At 74.2% G+C, this 23,119-nt stretch carries 22 protein-coding genes; 17 read left to right on the top strand and 5 right to left on the bottom strand.

What is annotated here, in order from left to right; all coding sequences use genetic code 11:
* On the bottom strand, positions 1 to 592 hold a 592-nt coding region (locus AF1_RS25185), incomplete at its 3' end, for an MMPL family transporter (RefSeq protein WP_157419294.1).
* A gap of 161 nt (positions 593 to 753) precedes the next feature.
* On the opposite strand from AF1_RS25185, the gene AF1_RS25180 reads away from it, so the two are divergent.
* The gene (locus AF1_RS25180) at positions 754 to 1,470 is read left to right on the top strand and encodes a TetR/AcrR family transcriptional regulator (RefSeq protein WP_067804227.1); all 717 of its coding nucleotides are present in this window, start codon (positions 754 to 756) and stop codon (positions 1,468 to 1,470) included.
* Between the two features lie 202 nt (positions 1,471 to 1,672).
* Here the strand turns inward: AF1_RS25180 and moeZ are convergent, their stop codons facing one another.
* The gene (moeZ, locus tag AF1_RS25175) at positions 1,673 to 2,854 is read right to left on the bottom strand and encodes an adenylyltransferase/sulfurtransferase MoeZ (RefSeq protein ID WP_067804224.1); all 1,182 of its coding nucleotides are present in this window, start codon (positions 2,852 to 2,854) and stop codon (positions 1,673 to 1,675) included.
* 217 nt (positions 2,855 to 3,071) lie between these two features.
* Here moeZ and AF1_RS34800 point away from each other — a divergent pair, with 217 nt between their 5' ends.
* The 6 genes from AF1_RS34800 (at position 3,072) to AF1_RS25145 (ending at position 7,908) form a co-directional block, all read left to right on the top strand.
* Positions 3,072 to 3,263: a hypothetical protein gene (locus tag AF1_RS34800; protein ID WP_067804222.1), complete on the top strand. Its 192-nt coding sequence runs from the start codon at positions 3,072 to 3,074 to the stop codon at positions 3,261 to 3,263.
* 163 nt (positions 3,264 to 3,426) lie between these two features.
* On the top strand, positions 3,427 to 4,272 hold the full coding sequence (locus tag AF1_RS25165) for a hypothetical protein (protein WP_131732703.1): 846 nt from the start codon (positions 3,427 to 3,429) through the stop codon (positions 4,270 to 4,272).
* Positions 4,266 to 5,585: a S8 family serine peptidase gene (locus tag AF1_RS36860; RefSeq protein WP_084263312.1), complete on the top strand. Its 1,320-nt coding sequence runs from the start codon at positions 4,266 to 4,268 to the stop codon at positions 5,583 to 5,585. Before AF1_RS25165 ends, AF1_RS36860 begins: the two co-directional genes overlap by 7 nt.
* A gap of 25 nt (positions 5,586 to 5,610) precedes the next feature.
* Positions 5,611 to 6,378 (top strand): hypothetical protein, encoded by a 768-nt coding sequence (locus AF1_RS25155; protein ID WP_067804216.1) that lies wholly within the window; start codon positions 5,611 to 5,613, stop codon positions 6,376 to 6,378.
* Positions 6,372 to 7,616 carry a S8 family serine peptidase gene (locus AF1_RS25150; RefSeq protein ID WP_067804213.1) on the top strand — a complete coding sequence of 415 codons (1,245 nt, stop codon included), beginning with the start codon at positions 6,372 to 6,374 and terminating at the stop codon, positions 7,614 to 7,616. The genes AF1_RS25155 and AF1_RS25150 overlap by 7 nt, the downstream gene beginning before the upstream one ends.
* Positions 7,600 to 7,908 (top strand): MGMT family protein, encoded by a 309-nt coding sequence (locus tag AF1_RS25145; RefSeq protein ID WP_067804209.1) that lies wholly within the window; start codon positions 7,600 to 7,602, stop codon positions 7,906 to 7,908. Before AF1_RS25150 ends, AF1_RS25145 begins: the two co-directional genes overlap by 17 nt.
* A gap of 4 nt (positions 7,909 to 7,912) precedes the next feature.
* Here the strand turns inward: AF1_RS25145 and AF1_RS25140 are convergent, their stop codons facing one another.
* Positions 7,913 to 8,653: a DUF1275 family protein gene (locus tag AF1_RS25140; protein ID WP_067804206.1), complete on the bottom strand. Its 741-nt coding sequence runs from the start codon at positions 8,651 to 8,653 to the stop codon at positions 7,913 to 7,915.
* A 7-nt stretch (positions 8,654 to 8,660) separates the two neighbouring features.
* The gene (locus AF1_RS25135) at positions 8,661 to 10,226 is read right to left on the bottom strand and encodes a hypothetical protein (protein WP_217999846.1); all 1,566 of its coding nucleotides are present in this window, start codon (positions 10,224 to 10,226) and stop codon (positions 8,661 to 8,663) included.
* Positions 10,227 to 10,536: 310 nt separating this feature from the next.
* Between AF1_RS25135 and AF1_RS25130 the strand changes: the two genes are divergently transcribed.
* The 8 genes from AF1_RS25130 to AF1_RS25095 all read left to right on the top strand — a co-directional run bounded on the left by AF1_RS25130 (position 10,537) and on the right by AF1_RS25095 (position 18,221).
* Entirely contained in the window at positions 10,537 to 12,165 is a 1,629-nt protein-coding gene (locus AF1_RS25130; RefSeq protein ID WP_067804199.1) for a gamma-glutamyltransferase, read from the top strand.
* Positions 12,158 to 12,685: a RidA family protein gene (locus tag AF1_RS25125; RefSeq protein ID WP_207394077.1), complete on the top strand. Its 528-nt coding sequence runs from the start codon at positions 12,158 to 12,160 to the stop codon at positions 12,683 to 12,685. Before AF1_RS25130 ends, AF1_RS25125 begins: the two co-directional genes overlap by 8 nt.
* Positions 12,682 to 14,136 (top strand): aldehyde dehydrogenase family protein, encoded by a 1,455-nt coding sequence (locus tag AF1_RS25120; RefSeq protein ID WP_067804197.1) that lies wholly within the window; start codon positions 12,682 to 12,684, stop codon positions 14,134 to 14,136. Before AF1_RS25125 ends, AF1_RS25120 begins: the two co-directional genes overlap by 4 nt.
* A gap of 34 nt (positions 14,137 to 14,170) precedes the next feature.
* Positions 14,171 to 14,884: a TenA family transcriptional regulator gene (locus AF1_RS25115; RefSeq protein WP_067804195.1), complete on the top strand. Its 714-nt coding sequence runs from the start codon at positions 14,171 to 14,173 to the stop codon at positions 14,882 to 14,884.
* A gap of 63 nt (positions 14,885 to 14,947) precedes the next feature.
* Entirely contained in the window at positions 14,948 to 15,280 is a 333-nt protein-coding gene (locus AF1_RS25110) for a Rieske (2Fe-2S) protein (protein ID WP_131732704.1), read from the top strand.
* A complete protein-coding gene (locus AF1_RS25105) occupies positions 15,277 to 16,497 on the top strand; it encodes an NAD(P)/FAD-dependent oxidoreductase (protein ID WP_067804193.1) in 1,221 nt (406 codons plus the stop codon). The genes AF1_RS25110 and AF1_RS25105 overlap by 4 nt, the downstream gene beginning before the upstream one ends.
* 16 nt (positions 16,498 to 16,513) lie before the next feature.
* A complete protein-coding gene (locus tag AF1_RS25100; RefSeq protein ID WP_067804191.1) occupies positions 16,514 to 16,876 on the top strand; it encodes a Rieske (2Fe-2S) protein in 363 nt (120 codons plus the stop codon).
* Positions 16,863 to 18,221, top strand: coding sequence for an MFS transporter (locus tag AF1_RS25095; RefSeq protein WP_067804188.1), 1,359 nt, complete (start codon positions 16,863 to 16,865; stop codon positions 18,219 to 18,221). Before AF1_RS25100 ends, AF1_RS25095 begins: the two co-directional genes overlap by 14 nt.
* Position 18,222: 1 nt before the next feature.
* Here AF1_RS25095 and AF1_RS25090 read toward each other — a convergent pair whose 3' ends face one another.
* Positions 18,223 to 19,983, bottom strand: coding sequence for a PucR family transcriptional regulator (locus AF1_RS25090; RefSeq protein WP_165488395.1), 1,761 nt, complete (start codon positions 19,981 to 19,983; stop codon positions 18,223 to 18,225).
* Between the two features lie 219 nt (positions 19,984 to 20,202).
* Between AF1_RS25090 and AF1_RS25085 the strand changes: the two genes are divergently transcribed.
* Positions 20,203 to 20,646: a GlcG/HbpS family heme-binding protein gene (locus AF1_RS25085; protein WP_067804181.1), complete on the top strand. Its 444-nt coding sequence runs from the start codon at positions 20,203 to 20,205 to the stop codon at positions 20,644 to 20,646.
* An 82-nt stretch (positions 20,647 to 20,728) separates the two neighbouring features.
* The coding region (locus tag AF1_RS25080) for an ATP-dependent helicase (protein WP_409360252.1) at positions 20,729 to 23,119 on the top strand (2,391 nt) is incomplete at its 3' end.

Here is a 23,119-nt window from a genome sequence, read left to right as displayed (position 1 = left end):
GCCCGCCGAAGATCAGCACCAGCAGCACGAGCAGGATCGGCATGGCCATGCCCTCGGCCCGCCCGATGTCGGACGAGACGCGCTCGTTGACCGCGGTCTCGGTGCCGACCGAGCCGCCGACCTTGGCGGTCAGCCCGCCGCCGACCTTCGTCAGGTCGTCCTGGATCACCTTGTAGCCGTCACTGCGGGCGCCCTCGTCGGCACCGGTGAGCCGCAGGACGGCGTAGGTGGCGGTGCGGTCCTTGCTCACGAACTGCGCCGCGCCCGTCGTCCAGTAGGTGGCGGTCGAGGCGATCTTGTCCTGCGGCAGGGCGGCCAGCGCCTTCTCGACCGACGCGCGGTAGGACGGATCGTCGACCGTCGTCCTGCCCTGGTAGAGGACGACGACGTCCGCCTCGTCCCGGCCGAGGTCGCGCTCGGCGATCTGTGCCGCCTTCGCGCTCTCGCTGCCCGGCGTCTCGAAACCGCCGGACGAGGTCAGCGCGCCGAAGACGCCCGTTCCCCACACCGCGGCGAACACCAGCACGGCGCCCGCGGCGGCGAGGACCCACCGCCTGCGCCGGTGCACCCACCGTCCCCATCGATCGAACATGTTCGGCTCCCCCGTCTCCGTTACACTCCGTCAGGATGGTGAACGCTGTAAACTGCGAATGGCGTTAACTTCGCATACGGCGTTAGCCTTCGTCAAGGGTGTTCTTGGGGAATCATGCGGAGGACGGCCAGGGCAGGCAGAGCGGGAGAAGAGGCGGCGTAGTGGAAACACGGCGTGATCGGCTGCGCGCGGCGACGGTCAAGGAGATCTCCGAGACCGCCCGGCGGATCCTCGTCGAGGAGGGGCCCGAGGCGGTGACGCTGCGGGCCATCGCCCGCGAGATGGGCATGACCGCCCCGGCGCTCTACCGTTACTTCGGCAGCCACGGCGAGCTGCTGCGGCACCTGGTCGGCGACCTGTTCACCGAGCTGACCGGCGAGCTGCACGAGGCCATGGCCAATGTGCCGGCCGGCGACCTGAGCGGCAAGTTCATGGCGGTGGCCCGCCGGTTCCGGCTCTGGGCCCTGGCACATCCGCGCGAGTACGCGCTGCTCTTCGGCGCGCCGGTCCGCGGTGTCAGGCACCAGGAGGAGATCGACTTCGCCGAGGGGTGCGCCCGCCGGTTCGGCTGGACGTTCATGGAGCTGTTCCTGGAGCTGTGGAGCAAGAAACCGTTCCCGATCCCGGCCGACGAGGACATGGACCCCGTCCTGCTCCCGCAGCTCCGCCGGTACCGGGACACCGCCCTGGGCGTGGACCTGCCCCTGGGCGTGATCCAGCAGTTCCTCAAGTGCTGGATCCGCCTCCAGGGCAGCGTCAGCCTGGAGGTCTTCGGGCACCTGGAGTTCGCCCTGGACAACGCCGCCCCGATGTTCGAGCTGATGCTGACCGAGATCGCCGACGACCTCGGCCTCACCTACGCCCCGCCCTCCGCCTGACCGGCGGGACGGGCGAGGAGGGCCGCCGGCGGCGCGAACGGGACGGCGCGAACGGGACGGCGCGAACGGGACGGCGCGAACGGGACGGCGCGAACGGGACAGCGCGAACGGGACAGGGCCGCCCCGCGATGTCCGCCGCTGTCCGGCCCCGCTCATGCGAAGGCCCCCGGACCGGCGGGTCCGGGGGCCTTCGGCGGCACGGTCAGTAGGACGGCTGGCTGGGGTCGATCTGGTTGACCCAGGCCAGTACGCCGCCGCCGACGTGGACGGCGTCGGCGAAGCCGGCGTTCTTCACCACGGCGAGGGCCTCGGCGGAGCGGACACCCGACTTGCAGTGCAGGACGATCTTCTTGTCCTGCGGGAGGCGCTCCAGGGCGGAGCCGTTCAGGAACTCGCCCTTCGGGATCAGCGTCGCGCCCGGGATCGAGACGATCTCGTACTCGTTCGGCTCGCGGACGTCGACGAGGAAGATGTCGTCGCCGTTGTCCTGCATGGCCTTGAGGTCGTGGACGGTGATCGTGGAGTCCTTCGCGGCCTCGGCGGCCTCGTCGGACACCGCGCCGCAGAACGCCTCGTAGTCCTCCAGCAGCTCGGTCTGCGTCGGGTTCTTGCCGCAGAGCGGGCACTCGGGGTCCCTGCGGACCTTGACCGAGCGGTAGTTCATTTCGAGGGCGTCGTAGATCATCAGCCGGCCGACGAGCGGCTCGCCGATGCCGGTCAGCAGCTTGATGGCCTCGTTCACCTGGATCGAGCCGATCGACGAGCACAGCACGCCGAGGACCCCGCCCTCGGCGCAGGACGGGACCATGCCGGGCGGCGGCGGCTCGGGGTAGAGGCAGCGGTAGCAGGGGCCGTGCTCGGCCCAGAAGACCGACGCCTGGCCGTCGAACCGGTAGATCGACCCCCACACGTACGGCTTGCCCAGCAGGACGGCCGCGTCGTTCACCATGTAGCGGGTCGCGAAGTTGTCGGTGCCGTCCAGGATCAGGTCGTACTGGGAGAAGATCTCCATGATGTTGTCGCGGTCCAGCGCGGTGTTGTGCACGACCACGTCGATCAGCGGGTTGATCTCGCGGACCGTCTCGGCCGCCGACTCCACCTTCGGCCTGCCGAGGGACGACTGCCGGTGGATGATCTGCCGCTGCAGGTTGGACTCGTCCACGACGTCGAAGTCGATGACGCCGAGGGTGCCGACGCCGGCGGCGGCCAGGTAGAGCAGGGCGGGGGAGCCGAGACCGCCCGCGCCCACGACCAGGACCTTGGAGTTCTTGAGGCGCTTCTGACCGGACATGCCCACGTCGGGGATGATCAGGTGCCGCGAGTAGCGGTTGACCTCGTCGCGGGTGAGCTCCGGGGCGGGCTCGACCAGAGGTGGCAACGACACGGTGGGTGCTCCTGTGCTGACGCTCGGCTGCTAGGGAGGGCGGGACGCCATCGTCCTCTCCGCACAACCTTCCCATGTCCTGCGGAATTCCCCGGCGGCCGCCCTGTGGTGACGCCCACGTCATCGGGCCCGCCGGAATGAATCTTTACCAAAGGGGCAGAAGCGAACGGTGCGGGGCCGGCGGAGGACCGGCCCGTTGTGATGGAGGTGACGGGCCATGGGGTTCTTCAAGCGGCTCACGCGGGGCCGGGACGGCCGGGCGGCGGCGGGGACGCACCGCCGGCCGGGCCTGCGGGAGCGCAGGGCCCGGCAGCGCACCCGGGAGGCGGAGGCCAGGCTCCTGGAGACCGAGACTCTGATCCACCGGGAGGCGGACCGCATCCGCCGCGACATCCAGACCTCCTCATAGGGGCGGCTCGCCGGGCCGGACGAGGTCTGCGCACCGGAATGTGAGGTCCCCTCACCGGAATGTCAGGACGGAATGTCGTAAAGCACAGTTAATCTTGGCTGTTGTGGCATTCCCGCCTCCCTCCCAGCAGCCGCCTCCGCCGCGGCCCCCGTACCGGCCCGGCATGCCCGGAGTCCCCGGGGGGCCGCCCGGTCCCGGCGGTCCGTACGCGGGGCCGCGGGGGCCGATGGGGGCGCCCCCGCCGGCCGTTCGCGCCGGCCGCCCGACGGTGCTGGGGCTGACCGGGCGCCAGTGGATGGTCGCGGCGCTCGCCGTCGGCTGCTGCTATCTCCTCACCACCGGGATCGCCATGACCGGCGCCTGGACGACCCTCAACCGCGAGCCGACGAACGCCGAGCTTCAGGTCGCCGCGAACAAGGAGGTCGCGCGGCGCTGGCAGGCGTGGCCCGCGGACCGCATCTTTCCCGGCCGGATTCCGTACAGTCCCGCCGGCGACCACAGCGAGTACGCCTCGCGGACGGGCATCGTGCCCGACACCGGCTGCGCCCAGGCCGTGGACGAGGAGATCGCGGTGACGATCACCAGGCACGGCTGCCGGGCCGTCCTGCGCGCCACCTACGTCGACCAGTTGCAGGGCGTCGTCATCACCGTCGGCGTGGTCGCCTTCCCCGACCCGTGGAAGGCCGACCGCGCCTACAAGGAGCTGCCCGGCTCGCAGGGGCCGGGCGAAGCCCGCACGGTGCGGCCCGCGCTGCACGCCGCCGGGTTCCCCGGGACGGCGTCCGCGAGGTTCACCGACGAGGCCCGGCAGGACCGGACCATCGACCGCGGCGGCCCGTACGTCGTGCTGACGACCTCGGGGCAGGCCGACGGGCGCCCCGCGTCGGTGATCAAGAGGGAGCGGCCGGGCGAGCCGTTCGCGCCGGCCCCGCAGCTCGCCCACGCGATCGCGCGGTCGCTGTCGGCCAAGGCGCTGCCCGACTGCGACGACCCGGAGTGGGAATGCTGACGCCGGCGCGGACGGCCGCCGTCCTGCTGGCGGGGGCGCTGGCCGGGGGCTGGCTGGTGCCCGTCGAGGCGCACGCGGACGCGGTCCGCGACCGGCAGCGTCCCATCCTCGGCATCCTCGGCATGAACGCCGCCTGGAAGACCACCAAGGGCGCGGGGGTGACCGTCGCGGTCGTCGACTCCGGCGTCGACCCGAACCACGCGGACCTGCGCGGCAAGGTCACCACCGGCCCCAACATGCTCGCCGACATCGACCGCGGGGCGAGGCCCGCCCGGCTGCACGGCACCGGGATGGCGTCCATCATCGCCGGGCACGGCCACGGCGCGGGAGGCCGCTCCGGGATCATCGGGCTGGCCCCGCAGGCGCGCATCCTCGCCATCCGGGCGATCGCCGAGCCGGAGGACGCCGGCTACGTCCGCTACCGGACCTCGCAGAAGGCGGAGAGCCCGGTGGCGCGCGGCATCCGCTACGCCGCCGACCACGGCGCCGACGTCATCAACCTCTCGCTCGGCCGCACCGACGAGGTGCCCGACGACCGTGAGGCCGTCGGGTACGCCATCGGCAAGGGCGCCGTGGTGGTCTCGGCGGTCGGCAACGACGGCGACAAGCAGCGCCTCCTGGACGGCGACGGGTTCGCGCCGTACTCCTACCCGGCGTCCTATCCCGGCGTCATCGCGGTCGCGGCGACCATGCCCGGTCACGCCCGAGCGCCGTTCTCCAACCGCAACTACTCGGTGCTGGTGTCCGCGCCGGGCGCCGACATACCCGTCGCGGGTCCCGGCGGCCGGTACTTCATCAGCGCCGGCACCAGCGACGCCAGCGCGGTCGTCTCCGGGATCGCCGCGCTGATCCGCGCGAAGCATCCGAAGATGTCCCCGGCGCTGGTGTCGCAGGCGCTCGTCCAGAGCACGCGGCACGGGCCGCGCGGCGGCTACGACCCCGAGGTCGGGTTCGGTGAGGTGCACGCGGCCCGCGCGCTGTCGGCGGCGGACTCGATCGCGTCGGCGCGTCCGGGCCCGGCGCGGGGGAAGGCCGCCGGGCAGCGGTTCGGCGCGCAGGATCCGGGGCCGGTGCGGGTCATCGAGCGTCCGGCCTGGGTGAGCTGGGTGATCGCCGCGATCCTGGTGCTCGGGGTCGGCGGGACGGCCGGGGCCGGCGCCCTCGCCCTCACCTTCCGGCGCCGCCACCCGAAGCCCGCGGACGGCCCGTCCCCTGGCCCGCCGCCCGGCCCGCCCCTCGGCCCGTCCCTCGGCCCGCCTCCCCGGGGCCCGCAGGGCGCCGCGCCGTACGCCCCGCGGACGCCCCCGTTCTGAGCCGGCTTCGGCTAGCCTCCGGAGCGTGTCGAGCGCCGAGATCCAGGGCCCGGACACCGGGCCGGAACCGGGATCTCGCGAGCCGTCCGGCGGCCGGTGGACGTCGCGCCGGACGGCGGCGCTGGTGGCGGCGCCCGCGTGCGCGACGGTGCTCGTCGTCGCCGGGGTGCGGCTGTCGGCGGAACTGGGCCGCGGGCCGACGGCCGCCGAGCGCGCCGCGGCGATGGCGGCGGAGGTGTCGGGCCGCTACCGCACCTGGCCCGCCGGGCGGATCTTCCCCGCCGAACTCCCGTACACGCTCGGCCAGTCGTCCCCGGAGACGGCCCGCCGGGTCGGGATCGGCACCGACACCCGCTGTGAGACGGCCGCCGACGACACGCTCGTCCGCTCGCTGGCCGCCCGCGGCTGCCGGGCCGTGCTCCGCGCCACCTATCTCGACCAGGCCCAGGGGCTCGCGGTGACGGTCGGGGTGGCGGTGTTCCCGGACGAGCGGCGGGCGCGCGAGGCGGTCGACTGGTTCCCCGGCGGCACGCCACGTCCCGGCCTGCGGGCGCTGCCGTTCGCGGGCTCGGTGGCCGCCCGGTTCGGCGACGCGGCCCGGCAGACCTCCGCCGCCGCGCAGCGCGGCCCGTACGTGGTCGCGGCGACCGTCGGATACGCCGACGGGCGTCCCACGCTGCGCGGCCCGCAGGCCGACCTGTCCGAGCTCGCGCCGCAACTGGTGCGGGGGGTGCTGCGTCCGCTGACGACGCCCGCGAAGGTCCGGTGCGGCGACCGGGAGTGGCGATGCTGAGGCGCCTCACCGCCGCGCCGGCCGCCGTGGCGCTGGTCGGGGCGCTGGTCGGGGCGCCCGTGGCGGGGCCCGCGCCGGCCGCCCGCGCGGATCAGGTCCGGGACGCGGTGATGCCCGTCCTTGAGTCGCTGAACGTGCCGCGTGCGTGGGAGATGACGCAGGGCGGCGGCGTGACCGTCGCCGTCCTCGACACGGGGGTGGACGCGGAGCAGCCCGACCTCGCCGGGTCCGTCACGTCCGGGCCCGACTACACGCGCGGTGCCGGGCCGCCGGGCGTCGCGCCGAAACGGCTGCACGGCACCAACATGGCGTCCATCATCGCCGGGCACGGGCACGGTCCCGGCGGCGCGCTGGGGATGATCGGCGTCGCGCCCGCGGCGCGGCTGCTGTCGGTGCGGGTGATCCTGGAACGCGACGAGCCGGGCTTCGCCGAGTTCACCGGCGGCGCGCGCTTCGCGGGGACGATCGCGCAGGGCATCCGCTACGCGGCCGACCACGGTGCCGACGTGGTCAACCTGTCGCTGGGCCGCTCCTACCCGACGCCGCGCGAACGGGAAGCCGTCGCCTACGCCATCCGCCGCAATGTGGTCGTGGTGGCGGCGGCCGGTAACGCGGCGGGTAGCGAAGCGGTGGAGCGGGGGGCCGGGCGGGGCGGGCACCCCAGGTACTCGTATCCCGCGTCGTTCCCCGGTGTCATCTCCGTCGCCGCCGTGGACGCGGAGGGGCGCCACGTCGCGTTCTCCAACCGCAACTCGGGTGTCGTGGTGTCCGCGCCCGGCGTGCAGATCATCGGCGCCGGGCCGGACGGCCGGTACTGGATCGGGGACGGCACGAGCCCCGCGACCGCGTTCGTGTCCGGCGTCGCCGCGCTCATCAGGTCACGTCATCCGGGGCTCGCGCCGGCGCTGGTCGCGCAGGCGATCGTGACGGGCACCCGGGACCGCCCGGCGCGCGGCTATGACCGCGGTGTCGGGTTCGGGCGGGTCGACGCCGCCGCCGCGCTCGCCGCGTCCGACGCCCTCGCGGGGGCCCGGATGGGCGGCGCGGGCCTGCCGGGCGATCGCCGGTTCGCCGCCGGGCCCGTCCGCCCGGTCCAGGTGGTGCATCGTTCGGGCAGGCGGGTCTTCACCTACGCGCTGGCCTGCGCCCTGGCCCTGGTCGGCCTGGCGGGCGCGGCCGTGTTCCTGCGCGGCGCCCCGCGCGATCCGGGAGAATCGGCGGATGTGGTCCGAACCTGACGAGTACGCCGAGGCGGTGCTGGACGCGGTGGAGCGCATCCCGCCGGGCCGTGTCCTGTCCTACGGCGACGTGGCCGAACTGGTCGGCCGGGGCGGCCCGCGTCAGGTCGGGCGGGTGATGTCGCTGTACGGGGGCGCCGTCCCGTGGTGGCGGGTGATCCGCGCGGACGGGAGCCCGCCGCGGTGCCATGAGGGACAGGCGCACGAGCACTACCGCGCCGAGGGCACCCCGCTGCGCCCGGACGGCCGCCGCGTCGACATGGGCAGGGCCCGCTGGTCCGGCCCGTCCTGACGCCTCACCCGGCCCGGTGGAGCCGGAAGGCGCCGAGGATGACGGCCGCCAGCACGAGGGGGCTGAGCGCGGCGGCCAGGACGGGGGAGCCGGTCATCAGCGCGCCGGCCACCGCGGCGCCCGCGGCGAGGCTGAGGATCACGCCCGTGCGGAGCCCGGACGCCGCGCCCTGACCGACCGCGAGGGCCCCCATCATCGACGTCAGCGTCCCGGTGACGAACGTGGTGGTGATGCCGTCGGCCGACAAGCTGCGGGCCGCCGCCGTCTGCGCGCCCATCGCGGTGGACGACACGGCGATGAGGGCGAGCAGCGCGCCGCCGCGCGGTTCGGCGTCCGCCAGGGCCCAGCCCGCGAGGAACACGGTCTGCAGGGCCAGCACGAACCCGAGGACGGCGGTGACGCGGGGCGGCCAGATCCGCCCGGGGCGGGGACGGCCCGCGACGAGGAACCCGGCGAGCAGGCCGAGCGCGAACGCGAGCGTCGCCGCGCCGCAGCGTGCCAGGTCGGCGCCGTTCCCCTCGCCGGCGGCGAGCCCGAACAGGACGATGTTGCCGGTCATGTTGGCGGTGAAGACCTTCTCCATGCCGAGGAAGCCGACGATGTCGGTCGTCCCGGCACCGAACGTCAGCAGCATCAGCAGCGCGGCGCGCAGCCGGAGCGGGGCGGCGGGGGACGGGGTGCGGGGACGTGCCCCCGCCGCCGCGGCGGGCGCGGCGGCGGGGGTGAGATCGGACGAGGCGGTCACCGTGCTCCTAGTAGATGATCAGCCCGGCGACCGTGGCGACGACCAGGCCGGCGATGACGGGCAGGAACGAGCGGCGGACCAGTTCCAGCACCGGGACGCGGGCGAACCCCGCCACGGCGATCAGCGACGACCAGGCGACCAGCACGCCGCCGCCGGCCCAGATGCAGCCCATCTGCCCGATCGCGGCGAGCAGCGCCGGATCCACACCGGACGCCGGGCCGAGCGAGCCGGCCAGCGAGCCGGTGAGCGGCAGCCCGGAGAACCCGGAGCCGTCCAGCCCGGTGATCATGCCGATGATCAGCACGCCGAAGCCGACGACGTACTGGCTGTCGGGGATGGCGTCCTGCATCCGGACGACGATGTCGAACAGGAAGCCCGGCGCCGCCTTCCCCTCCTCCATGCCCATGATCTTCCCGGCGAAGTCGGCGTTGCCGATGAAGAAGAACCCGGCGATGGGAATCACCACGCCCATCGCCTTCATCGAGAACACCAGGCCGTCCACGATGTGGTCGGCGCACCGCTCCAGGCTGTTCCGGCCGTCCTTCGCGATCGTTGCGGACAGCAGCAGCGCGGAGGCGATCCCGCCGACGAGCGCCGCCGCGTCCCCGCCCACGACCTCGGGGACCAGGTCGGTGAACTTGCCCAGCATCAGGTAGCCGACCAGCCCGATGAGGGCCAGCGGGACGATGGCGGCGAACGCCTTGGACCGCCGCGGGCAGTCGGCGCCGGGCAGGTCGCCGTCCGATGCCGCCAGTGCCGCGCGGGCCATCGCGTCCCTCGGCTCGTCCGCCCCGCCGCCCGTGCCGCCCGCCCCGCCGCCCGTGCGGGACCCGCCCGATCCGGGGCCGGGGTCGAGGACGGCCACCGGCTCCTCTCCGCCGCCCGCCGTCTGGAGCACGCGCCGCCGCGGCAGCACGCGGATGAACGACCGGCGCGGCGCCGGGACCGCGACCTCCGACTCACCGGCCTCCCAGCGCTCCAGCAGCAGGGCGTCCGGCTTCTGGAACTCCGAGCGGGTCATCAGGTAGCCGAGGACGAGCGCGACCCCGCCGGTGATGAGGGACAGCACCATGGACCGGTCGGCGACCGCGCCGGTGTCCACCCCCGCCGCCTTGGCGGACAGGCCGGGCGCAACCTGGATGACATAGTCGCTGGACAGCGCCATGCCCTGCCCGGCGATGGCGATCGCGACCCCCGCGCTGATCGGCGGCAGCCCCGCGGCGATCGCGGCCGGCAGCAGGATGGCGCCCATCAGCGGCACCGCCGGCGTCGGCCAGAAGAACAGGCTGATCACGTAGGTGACCAGCGCGAGGACCCAGAAGGCGGAATGGCCGGACCGCATGACGACGCGGAACGGCTCCACCATGCGGCGGTCGGCGCCGAGCGCGCGCAACGACCCGAGCAGCGCGGTCACCAGCGCGATGATCAGGAAGATGCTGAACAGCTCGGTCGCCGCGGTGAGGCTGGCGTTGAAGATCGACTCCAGGCCCGTGACGAAGTCGCCGGTGAACACCCACGCGGTCAGGAACGTCGCCGCGAGTGCGGGGATGACGACGTTCTTACGGGCGATCATGACGGCGACGATGAGGACGATTCCCGACAGATAAAACCAGTGAGCGGCTCCCAAAGCGCGCCCCCTCCCTGTACGCGCGCCCTTTCGAGGCCGATGGACGCAACGGTTGCAGAGAATGTGCTCGATCGGTCCTAGGTGAACAATGAGGAACCTGCACACTACGCGGGTAGTCATTTTGTGCACCATGCCTGGCTTCCCACCGATGAACGCGCACCGCACCGGGGCCGTGTGCACGGTGCCCAAGGAAGGTGCGGAATTCTCGGCACTCGGTCCGTATCGGTGCTGATCAGCGCCGCCGAGACTGGGCGGCATGTCAGCACAGAGCACCTCGGCGGCCGGTTTCGGCCTTCCCGGGCGCGGGCCCGCCGTCGCGTCCGGCGGCATGGTCGCCTCCAGCCACCCGGCGGTCAGCCTGGCCGGCGCCCGCGTCCTTGCGGGCGGCGGGAACGCCGTGGACGCCGCCCTCGCCATGGCCGCGCTGTCGTGGCTCGCGCTGCCCGGCCAGTGCGGGGCCGGCGGCGACGCGTTCGTGCTGCTGCGCCGCCCGGACGGCACCGTCGCCGCGTTCGGCGGCAGCGGCTTCGGCCCGGACGGCGGCGAGCCGGCCTTCTACCGCGACCGGGGCCTGTCCGCCGTCCCGCTGGAGGGCGCGCTCGCCGTCGCCGCCCCCGGCGCGGTCGCCGCGCTGGCCGCGCTGCACGCCGACTCCGCGTCCCGGGGGCTGCCCGAGCTGTGGGCGCCCGCGATCGCCGCCGCCGAGGACGGGCTGCCCTGCACCGTCAAGACACGCGCCGACATCGTCGAACGCCGCGACGCGCTCTCCCGCGACCCGGGGACGGCCGAGGTCTTCCTGCCCGGTGGCCGCGTCCCCCGCGTCGGCGAACGCATCTACCAGCGCGCGCTGGGCGCGTCCCTGCGCCGCCTGGCCGGCGACCCGGAGGACCTGTACTCCGGCGGCCTCGCCGAACGGTCCGTGGCCGCGCTGGCCGAGGCCGGGGCGCCGTTCTCCGGCGACGAGTGGACGGCGAGCGGACGCTCGGCCCCCGAACCGGCGCTGACCCGCACGTACCGGGGGGTGACCGTCCATCTGACCCCGCCGCCGACACCCGGCTGGATGGTCGCGCAGCAGGCCGGCCTCTGCGACGGGGTCCTGCCCGGCCTGCCCTGGCTGTCGGCGGAGGCCGTGCACCGGATGGCGGCGGCCGCCCGCCTGGCCTTCGCCGACCGCTTCGCGGGCTGCGGCGCCGGCGACGACCACTGGCGCGGCCTGCTCACCCCGTCCGCGCTGGCCGCGGCCCGGGCCCGCCTCGACGCCGGGGAACTCCCGGTGACCGCGGCCCCGCCCGTCCCGGCCGGCGGTGACACCACCTCCATGGTCGCGGTGGACGCCGACGGCCGCGCGGTCAGCCTCATCCACTCGCTCGCCTTCACCTTCGGTGCCCGGGTCACCGTCCCGGGGACGGGCATCGTCCTCAACAACCGGCTCGGCCGCGGCGCCTACCTGATCGACGGGCACCCCAACGAGGTCCGCCCGCGCCGCCGCCCCCTGCACACCCTGAACGCCTGGCTGGTCACCGACGCCGCCGGCCGCCTCCTGCACGCCGGCAACACCCCCGGCGGGGACGGCCAGGTCCAGTGGAACACCCAGCTGCTCTCGCACCTGCTCGACCACGGCCACGACCCGGCGACCGCCGTCGCCGCGCCCCGCTTCACCGTCCACCCGGGCAGTGACGCCGACGTCCTCGGCCACCCGCCCGAGCTCCGTGTCGAGTCCCGCCTCGGGCCCGCGCGGATCGACGCCCTCCGTTCGTCCGGCCACGACGTCACCGTCCAGGGCCCCTGGGACGCGGGCGGCAGCGCCCAGGTCATCTCCGTCGCGGACGACGCTCTCCTCGGCGCGTCCGACCCCCGCCAGGACGGGGTGGCCCTCGGTGTCTGAGCCTCCCGTGTCCGAGCTGCCCGCCATGCCCCGTCCCCAGGGCGCCTACGTTCCCGCGGTGGCCGAGCCGCTCCGTCCCGGCGACGTCCTGCTGGCCACCGCCGGCATGACCCCCCGCGTGGACGGCCGCCTGACGGTGACGGGTCTCGTGGGCCGCGACGTGGACGTGGCCGAGGCCCGCCGGGCCGCCGCCTTGGCCGCCCGCAACGCCGTGGCCGCCTGCCGCGGGGAGCCGGGCGGCATCCGCCGGTGGGTGCGGATGACCGTGTACGTGGCCTGCGCCGACGGGTTCACCGAGTTGTCCGCGGTCGCGGACGGCGCCTCCGCCGCCCTGGCGGAACTGACGCCGGCGCTCGGCCGCCCGGCCCGCAGCGCGATAGGTGTCCGCGCCCTGCCGGGCGGCGCCCCCGTCGAGGTCGAACTGACCGCCATCGCCGGCCCCGCGCCCCCGGCCGCGGGCGCGGCGGACCCGCCCGCGCGCAGATCCCGGCCGGCCGATCCGGAAGTGGAGGACGAGTGACCGTGCACCAGGGCCTGAACTTCGTCGGCGGGGCGTGGGTCCCCGCGTCGTCGGGCGCGACGTTCCGGCGGCGCAACCCGGCCGATCCGGGCGACGTCGTCGGCGAGTTCCCCGAGTCGTCGGGCGCCGATGCCGGCGCGGCGGTCGCCGGTGCCGTCGAGGGGGCCGCCCTGTGGGGCGCCGCGCCCGCGGAGAAACGGGCCGACGTGCTGGAGGCGGCGGCGCGGTGGCTGGAGGAGCGGGCGGACCGGCTCGTCGCCGAACTGGTCCGCGAGGAGGGCAAGACGCGGGCCGAGGCCGCCATGGAGATCTCGCGGACGCCCCGGAACCTGCGGTTCTACGCGGCCGAGGCGCACCGGATCACCGGGCAGAGCCACCCGGCGGCCGATGGCGGGATCGTCTACACGCGGCGGGAGCCCGTCGGGGTCGTCGGGGCCATCACGCCGTGGAACTTCCCGCTGAACATCCCGTCCCGCAAGATCGGGCCGGCGCTGGCCGCGGGCAACGCGGTGGTGTTCAAGCCGAGCCCGGTGACGCCGCTGCTGGCGCAGCGGCTCGTGGAGGCGCTGCTGGCGGGCGGGCTGCCGCCGCTGGCCATCGCACTGGTGCACGGCGGCGCCGACGCCGGCGCGGCGGTCGCCGCGGACGAGCGGGTCGGGGCCGTGACGTTCACCGGGTCCACCCGGGCCGGACGCGCCGTCCACGCGGCGGTCGGGCCGACGCGGCGGGCGCAGCTGGAGATGGGCGGCAAGAACCCGGTCGTGGTGCTGGACGACGCCGACCTGGAACGCGCCGCGCAGCTCATCGTCAAGGGCGCGTTCGGGCTGTCCGGGCAGGCGTGCACGGGGACGAGCCGCGTCATCGCGCACGAGGCCGTCCACGACGAACTGCTCGGCCGGGTGGCCCGCGCCGCCGAGGCCCTGGTGGTCGGGGACGGACGGCGCGACGGCGTCGACATGGGGCCGCTCGCCGCCGACTTCCAGCTGGAGAAGTTCCTCGGCTACGTGCGGATCGGCGAGGAGGAGGGCGCCAGGCTCGTCACCGGCGGGCGGCGCTTGAGCGGCGCGGGGTACGGCGGCGGGTACTTCGTGCGGCCGGCGGTCTTCGACGGTGTGACGCCGCGGATGCGGATCGCGCGGGAAGAGATCTTCGGGCCGGTGCTGGCGTTCCAGCGCGCGTCCGGGTTCGACGAGGCGATCGAGCTGGCGAACGGCACCCCCTACGGGCTCTCCGCCGGGATCGTCACCCGGGACCTCGACCGGGCGCTGGAGTTCGCGCGGCGCTGCGAAAGCGGGCTCGTCAAGGTCAACCAGCCGACGTCCGGAATGGCGATGACCGTGCCGTTCGGCGGGCTCAAGGAATCGAGCACGCAGACGTTCAAAGAGCAGGCGGGTCCTTCGATGATGCTCTTCTACACGCAAGAGAAAAGCGTCTACATATCACCGCGGTAATTGGTCCTGGGAAGGGCTGGAAGGGAGCAAGGAAATGGCAGAGCTGCTGTCCAAGGACGCGTTCCGGGCCGAGTTGCAGAACGCCATCAAGGGACGCGAGGCGAAGGACGCCTCGTTCAGCCAGGCGTGGGCGGACGGCCTGCTCAAGCGGGAGCACTTCGCCCGCTGGGCGGAGAACCACTACCACTACGTGGGGCCGTTCGCCGACTACCTCGCCTACGTCTACGCCAACACGCCCGACGAGTGCACCGGTGCCAAGGACTTCACGCTCCAGAACATGTACGAGGAGGAACTCGCCGACATCCGGCACACCGACCTGCTCATCCGGTTCGCCGAGGCGTGCGGCACCACCCGGGAGCGGGTCGAGGACCCGTCCAACATGAACGCCATCACCCGCGGCCTCCAGGCGTGGTGCTACGCGGTCGCGATGCGCGAGCACTTCGTGGTGGCCACCGCCGCCCTCGTGGTCGGCCTGGAGTCGCAGGTCCCGAGCATCTACAAGAAGCAGATCGTGCCGCTGCGCGAGGTGTACGGGTTCAGCGAGGACGAGATCGAGTTCTTCGACCTGCACATCACCTCGGACGTGGTGCACGGGGAGCGCGGCTACCAGATCGTCCTCGACTACGCCGACACGCCGGAACTGCAGCAGCGCTGCCTGCAGATGTGCCGGTGGGGCGCGGAGATGCGGTTCTCCTACACGCAGGGCCTCTACGACACCTACGTGAAGGCCGACCTGGTCGGCGCCTGATCCGATTCGACCCGGCGGCGGGACGGGACCGTCCCGCCGCCGGCCCACACGCGAGGAGTAACCGTGGAGCAGCAGACGGGCGAGTGGGTGCAGGCGGCCCCGCTCGCGGAGGTGCGCAGGCGCAAGCGCCTCGCGGTGACCGTGGAGGGACGGCGGATCGCGCTGTTCCTCGTCGGCGACGACGTCTACGCGCTGGACGACGTGTGCGTCCACAAGCAGCGTTCGCTGTCCAAGGGAGCCGTCCTGAACGGGCGGGTGATCTGCCCCGGGCATCAGTGGGTGTTCGACCCGGCGACCGGCCGGGTGGAGGGCCGGGACGAGTGCCAGCCGAGCCACGCCGTCCGCGTCGAGGACGGTGTCGTCTACGTCGACCCGCGAAGGAGGGACCCCGAATGATCGAGTCCGTCGTGGTGGCCGGGGCGGGACAGACCGCCGCCGTCGCCGCCCGCACGCTGCGCCGCCGCGGATTCGACGGCCGGATCACGCTGGTCGGCGCCGAGCACGACGCCCCCTACCAGCGTCCGCCGCTGTCGAAGGAGTACCTGGCGGGGGAGCAGGACCGCGACGAGCTGAGCCTGCTCACCCCCGACTGGTGCGAGTGCAACGGCGTGGAACTGCGGCTCGGGGCCGCGGCGGCGGCGATCCGCCCCGCCGAGCGGTCCCTGGAACTGGCGGACGGGACCACCGTCCGGGGCGACGCCGTGCTCATCGCGACCGGCGGGCGGCCCCGCAGGCCGCCCGGCCTGGACGGCGACCGCGTCCGCTACCTGCGGACCATCGCCGACGCCGACCGGCTCCGCGCCGAACTGCGGCCCGGCGCGCGGGTCGTGGTGGTCGGCGCGGGGTTCATCGGCTGCGAGGTCGCCTCCGCCGCGATCGACCGCGGCGCGCACGTCACGATCGTCGAGCAGGCCGGGCGTCCCCTCGGGCACGTCCTCGGCGACCCGATGGGCGACGTGATGGCCGCGATGCTCCGCGCGAACGGCGTCGACCTGCGCACCGGTGAGAAGGTCGAGCGCTACGCCGAGACCGCGTCCGGCGCCGTCCTCACCACCGCCGGCGGAACGTCCCTGGAGGCGGACGTGGTCGTCGTCGGCGCCGGCATGGTGCCCAACGTCGAACCCGTCACCGGGGCCGGAATCGACACCGCCGGCGGCATCCCCGTCGACGCGTACTGCCGCACGGGCGTCGACGGCGTCTACGCGGCCGGTGACGTGGCCCGCCAGTGGCAGCCGCGGCTGGGGCGCCACGTGCGGGCCGAGCACTTCGACAACGCCAACGCGCAGGGGATGGCGGCGGCCAAGAACATCCTCGGCCTGAACACCCCGCACACCGCGCCGCCGTGGTTCTGGTCCGACCAGTTCGGGCACGGCGTCCAGCACGCGGGCCACGCCGACGGCACGGACCGGCTCGTCGTCCGGGGCCGCGTCGAGGACTTCGACTTCATCGCCTTCTACCTCTCCGGCGATGTGCTGCGCGCCGCGTTCGCCATCGACCGCGGCGGCGACCTCGCGATCGCCCGGCAGCTCATCGCCTGCGACGCCGCCCTGGCCTCCGACGTCCTGCGCGACGAGGACGCCGACCTGACCGACCTGTTCGACGCACTCAGCTGAGATCGAGGAGCGACCCATGGAATACCAGCGCGTGGCCCGCTCGGGCCAGGTGCCCGAAGGCGTCGTCCGCCGCTTCTTCGTGGGCGAGGCCGAGGTGGCCGTCGCCCGCCGGGACGGCGAGGTGCACGCCATGTCGAACTACTGCACGCACCTCGACTGCCTGCTGTCGTCCGGCCACGTCACCGAGGACGGGCTGCTGTGCTCCTGCCACGGCAGCGTGTTCGACTTCGCCTCCGGCGAGCCGATCACGCCGCCCGCCACCAAGCCGATCGAGGTGTACCCGGTGAAGGAGGAGGACGGGCAGATCCTCGTGCACATCCCCCCGGAGGACACCGCGAGCGGCCGGCCGCGGCGGCGCAGGCCCGTTGGCCGAGGCTGAACCGCGGCGGGGCGCCGGGCCGCGCCCGGGGGACTGGGCGGCGCTCGTCCCGCTGCTGCTCGGCACGTTCACCGGGACCGTCGCCAACACGATCGTCAACGTCCCGCTGACCCTCATCCTGCGGGACCTGGACGCCTCGATCTCCGCCGGAACCCTGATCGTCGTCGCGTTCACGCTCACGTTCGCCGTGCTGCTGCCGGTGTCGGGGTGGGTCGGCGACCGCTGCGGCCCGCGCCGGGTGTTCGTCGCCGCGATGCTGCTGCTCGGGCTCGGCTCGGCGGGCGCCGGCCTCGCCGGCGACCTGACCGTCCTCGTCGCGATGCGCGCCGTGCAGGGCGTCGCGACCGCCGCGATGCTGCCCGCCGTCATGGCGCTGATCGCGGCGCGGTTCGACGGCGGGCGGCGCGGCCGGGCCCTCGGGCTGTGGGCGGCCGCCAACGGCGTCGGCCAGGCCGCCGGGCCCGCGCTCGGCGGCGGCCTCGCCACCTGGTTCGGCTGGCACGCCGTGTTCTGGCCGGTCGTGCCGCTGTGCCTGGCCGCCGCCGCGCTCGCCGTCCGGTTCGTGCCGGCCGGGCGGGCGCGGCGCGTCCCGCTGGACTGGCGCGGCGCGACCCTGCTCACCCTCGCCGCCGGGCTCACCCTCGGCGCCACCTCGTCCGCCACGGTTCTCGGTGCGGCCTCCCCGGTCGTGTGGTGCGGCGCCCTCGCCGGCCTCGCGGTCGCCGCCGCCTATGTGGCGTCCGCCCGGGGCCGCCCGGACGCCTTCCTGCCGCCGAGGCTGCTGCTGGAGACCCGCTACCTGCGCTCCTGCCTCACCGTGTTCGCGCAGATGTTCTGCCTGGGCGCGACGCTGCTCGCCGTCCCCGTCCACCTGACCACCGAGCGGCACACCGGCACCCTGTACGCGGGGGCCGTCCTGCTGAGCCTGCCGGTGGTCATGGCGGTGCTGGGCCCGGTCACGGGCGTGCTGATGGAACGCCTGTCGCCGCGCACGGTGCTGCGCGGCGGCCTCGCCGTCCTCACCGCCGGGCAGGTGCTCCTCGCCGCCGTCCTCGCCGGCTCGGGAACGGTGCCGTGGCTGCTCGCCGGCCTCGCCCTGACCGGGGCCGGCGTCGCGTTCGTCCAGACGCCCGCCGCGACCGGCGCCACCCGCTCGGCCGCCGGCCGCCGCGGCGCCGGCCTCGGCCTGTTCAACCTGCTGCGGTTCGGCGGCTCCGCGCTCGGCGCCGCCTGGGTCGGCGCCGTCCTCGACCAGGCGCCCGCGTTCGGTGTCATGTTCGCCGTCTGCGCCGCCACCGCCGTCCTCGGCCTGCTCTCCTCCTTCGCGGGCCCCGACCCCGCCTGAGTCAGCGGGGTGCGGCGGCGGGCGGCGCCATCTCGTCCGAGAGCACGCCGGTCACCGTCGTCAGCGTGTCGATGTGGTGCGCCAGCCAGAACGTGAACTGGGCGTCCGCCGACCTGATGTCCATGCGCAGCGCGCGGGACGCCCGGTCGAGCTTGTAGAGCATCGTGTTGCGGTGCATGCCGAGTTCGCGGGCCGCCGCGTTCAGGTTCCCGGACGTCCTGATGTAGGCGAGCACGATCCGCTCCAGGTCGCCGCCGTTCGCGCGGCGCAGCGGGGTGAGGGTCTCGCGGGCGAACGACTTGGCCTCCGTGCTGCCCGCCACGTCCTTCAGCGCCGCGAAGATCCGCAGGTCGTCGTAGCCGCAGACGGGATCGGCGGCGGTGTGCCAGGCCAGGCCCATCGTCAGCCGCGCCTCGTGGTAACCGGCCGCGACCCCCGCGGCGCCCTGCCCCGGGCGGCCGTGCGCGATCCGCAGATCGTCGCCCAGCAGCGGGCGCAGCGCCAGGTGCAGCCGCTCGGCGAACCGAGCCGCCTCCGCGCGCTGCCGGATCGGGTCCGGCCCCGCCGCGACCTGCTGGATCACCACGATAGTCGAGCTGATCGCGGCGGTCAGCACGCAGCCGCCCGGTTCGAGGTCCTGCGCGGTGCGGGTCGCCGTCACCGTCTTGCGCAGATAGTCGCGGCCGACCGGCAGCAGCGACGCCGCCGCCACCACGTGCACGGCGAAGTGCCCGTCCACATCGAAACCGTGATGCCGGGCCCGCGCGCCCAGCTCGTAGGAGTCGGCGAACCGGCCGTGGACGAGCGCCTCCACGAAGTCGCCGCGCGCCCGCTCCTCGGCCGCCCGCACCGACCGCTGCCGCAGCATCTCCGACCCGACCAGCGTCGCGCCGTGCTCGGCGACCACGCGGTGCTGCGCCAGGTCGTGCGGGTCCGGCGGGCAGTCGCGCTCCACCATCACCATCCGCCCGAACACCTGGCCGCCCACCAGGACGGGCGTGACGAGCGCGTGCACCGGCGGCCCGCCCGGACGGATCCGCAGCCGCACCTCGGCCGCGTGCGTGTTCCCGTCCTCGAACTCGGGATGGTCCTCGGGACGGGCGAGGTCCTCCGGGAGGGCGTGCAGCAGGGCGTCGGGGTCGGGCGGCTCGGCGTCCGGCGCCTCCTCCCAGGCCAGCCGCTCGCCGTCCGCGTCGCAGATGAGGACGCTGCAGCGGGACAGCCCGACGACCGCGCGGGCCATCGCCGGCACGCCCGGTCCGCGCGCGAGGACCTCCGCGAGCGTGCGGTGCACGCGGGAGCCGTACTCCAGGACGTGCGCGGACAGGGCCAGCGCCTTCTGCCCGATGAGCCGGCTCACCGCCCGGTAGTCGGCCTCCGCGGGCAGGACCAGCAGCGGGATGGCGGCGGCGTCGGCGGCGCGGGCCGCCATGGTGAGCTCGCGGGAGAGGTCGGACTCGACGCCGGGTGGATGCCAGGCCAGCAGCGCGGCGGCGTCCCGGCGGGCGAGGCCGGTGACCAGGGTGGCCGCCTCGTCCGGTGCGGCCAGCGTGGTCACCGGGAGGTGGACGGCGATGCCGCCGAGGTCGGGTTCGGTGCTCGCCGCATCGGCGAAGCGGCGGGTCTCCGACAGGGGGAGACACCAGCCGACGCCGCGTCCGAGCCCCGCGCGGCCGGCGAGCAGCGTGCCGCGCAGCAGCGGTTCGGCCAGCAGGGCCCCGACCGGTACGTGCCCGTCGGTGCTCCCGTCGATGGTCGTCACGATCGCAGGGTGATGTGCCATGTGCCCACATCCCGTCGGGTTCGTTCGGCAGAGTGTACATAGCCTCGACGCACGGGGGCCTTCGAGACTGACGGGAGTGGAGGAGTTCGTGGCGGACGGCGCAAAGGGAAAAACCGTCCCTCACATCCTGCTTTACCGTCCTGAATACGGCAATACCCCGCATTTTTAATTCGGGGTGGCGCCCGAAGTGGAGGTCCCGTGCACACCGTTCACCGGCTCACCCTGGAAGACGCCCTCGTCATGCTGACCGCGGCCGAGGAGGAGGCGCGCCGCATCGGCGTCAAGCAGACGATCTGCATCGCCGACGACGGGGCGCACCCCATCGCGGTGCACCGGATGACGGGCGCCCGCCTCACCGGCGTGGAGATCGCCATCGCCAAGGCGTTCACCGCCGCCGGGCACCAGCGCGACACCCACAAGTTCAACGAACCGCCGAACGGCCCCGCCCTGCCCGGCAACGAGGCGTTCGGCATCAACCAGATGCACCCTGGCAAGTTCGCCATCTTCGTGGGCGGGTTCCCGATCGTCCACGAGGGCGAGGTCGTCGGCGCCGTCGGCGTCAGCGGCGGCAACGGCGAGCAGGACAAGGCCGTGGGCGCCGCCGCCCTGCGCGCGTTCAGGGAGAAGGTCGCCACCGCCTGAGGCCGCGATGTGGGTTTTCTCCCTGGCGACATGAGTGCGTTCTGGTCAGAACCGTCACGGTGATCTGTTCCAATGAACTGTTGTGCCCCCAGGTTCCTACCGTCTCGTGCGCCGCGCGGGTCCCGCGCGTGCCGTCCCGCCCGCGCTCGACGAGCGGCAGCGGCGGGTGGTCGAGCACGCCGGGGGGCCGCTGCTGGTGCTGGCGGGGCCGGGCACCGGTAAGACGACGACGATCGTCGAGGCGGTCGTCGACCGCATCGAGAACCGGGGCGTCGATCCGGAGCGCGTGCTCGTCCTGACGTTCAGCCGCAAGGCGGCCGGGGAACTGCGGGAGCGGATCACCGGGCGCCTGCACCGGACGACGCGGACACCGCTGGCGCTCACCTTCCACAGCTACGCCTACGCGCTGCTCAGGCGGGACGCCGTGCTGAACGAAGAGCCGGCCCCGCGGCTGCTGTCCGGGCCAGAGCAACTGCTTGAAGTGCGCCGGTTGCTGGAAGGTGAGCTGGCGGACGGCGCGCATGGCTGGCCGGAACGCTTGAGGGCCGCCCTGGCGACGCGCGGGTTCGCCGAAGAGCTGCGTGACTTCGCCCTGCGGGCCGTTGAGCGCGGGTACTTCGCCGAAGACCTCACCGCGGCGGGGCGTGTGCGGGGACGGGACGACTGGGCGGCCATCGGCGGGTTCATGGAGCGGTACGCCGACCGGTTCGGGCTCGATCCCGTCCCCACCTACGACTACGGCGAGCTGATCCACATGGCCGCGGGAATGCTCGCGGACGAGGAGGTCCGGATCAGGGAGCGGGACGCCTACGACGCGGTGTTCGTGGACGAGTATCAGGACACCGACCCCGCGCAAGAGGCTCTTCTGCATCACCTTGCCGGGGAGGGGCGCGACCTCATCGTGGTCGGTGACCCTGACCAGTCCATCTACGGGTTCCGCGGCGCCGACGTGCGGGGGATCCAAGAGTTCCCCAACCGCTTCCTCACCCTGGACGGCGAGCCGGCACCCGTGGTGGCGCTGCGGACGTGCCGCCGGATGGGACCGGCGATCCTGGCGGCGTCGCGGCGGATCGCGCGGCGCCTGCCCGCCGGGGCGGCCGGCGCCGCCGAGCACCGCGCGCTGCTTCCCGCAGAAGAACTGGACGGCGGTGAAGCGCGCGCTGCGTCTTCCAGGGGGAGCGACTCCCCGGGACCCCCCGATGAAGTGCGCGCTGTGATCGCCGACTCCGAAAACCAGGAATCGGCCCTGGTGGCCGACGAGCTGCGCCGCGCCCACCTGCTGGACGGCGTGCCCTGGTCGCGTATGGCGGTGCTGGTGCGGAGCGCGGTACGGCAGGTTCCGGTCCTTCGGCGTGCGCTCGCCCAGGCCGGTGTGCCGGTGGTCGTCGCGGGCGACGAGGTCCCGCTGATGGGCGAACCCGCCGTCCGGCCGTTCCTGCTTCTGCTCAAGGCCGCGCTGAAGAAGGGCTTCCTGGACGAGGCCGTCGCAGAAGACCTCCTGACGGGCCCGCTGGGGGGCGCCGATGCGCTCGCCATGCGCCGCCTCAAGCGGGCCTTGCGCGACCTTGAGGATCTGTCGGGCGGGGACCGTCCGCTGGGCGAGCTTCTGGTCGCGGCGGTCAACGACCCACGGGAGCTGATCCTCGTCCACGAGAAGGTGCGGGCGCCCGCTGAACGGATCGCGCACCTCATCGACGTGGCACGGCGGTCCGTTCACGACGGCGGTACCGCCGAGGACGTGCTGTGGGCCGTATGGCAGGAGAGCGGGCAGGCCGACGTCCTGCTGGAGCAGAGCGTCAGGGGCGGGACGCGCGGCGCGGCGGCCGACCGCGACCTGGACGCCGTCGTGGCGCTGTTCGACCACGCGGCACGGTTCGTGGACCGGCTTCCCCAGGCGGGCCCCGAACTGTTCGTCGACAACATCGCGTCCCAGGAGATCGCCGGTGACACGCTGGCGGAGCAGGCGCCGGAGGGCGAGGCCGTCCGCATCCTCACCGCGCACCGCTCCAAGGGGCTGGAGTGGGACGTGGTGGTCGTCGCCGGCGTGCAAGAGGGCGTCTGGCCCGATGTGCGGCTGCGCGGGTCGTTGCTGGGCGTCGAGGAGCTGATCGAGCACGCCGCCGGGACCGAGCCGGAAGGCGCCGCCGCGGCCGGTGCCTCCATGGCCGCCAAGATGCTGGACGAAGAACGACGGCTCTTCTATGTGGCGGTCACGCGCGCGCGCAAGCGCCTGGTCGTGACGGCCGTCGGAGGCGACGACACCGAAGAACGGCCGTCACGGTTCCTGAACGAACTGCTCCCCGGCGCCATCGAGCAATCGCAACTCGACGAGAAGACACGGTGGCTCTCGCTGGCCGCCCTTGTCGCCGACCTGCGTTCGGTGGTCGCCGACCCGTCCCGTCCCGAACCGCTGCGGCGCGCCGCCGCCGGGCACCTGGCGCGGCTCGCGCGCGCGGGCGTGCGCGGCGCGCGG

The organism is Actinomadura formosensis NBRC 14204 (assembly GCF_001552155.1).
Classification (GTDB): Bacteria; Actinomycetota; Actinomycetes; order Streptosporangiales; family Streptosporangiaceae; genus Spirillospora; species Spirillospora formosensis.
Note: the sequence above shows the minus strand (reverse complement) of the source record. Positions and strands in the feature narration are given on the sequence as shown.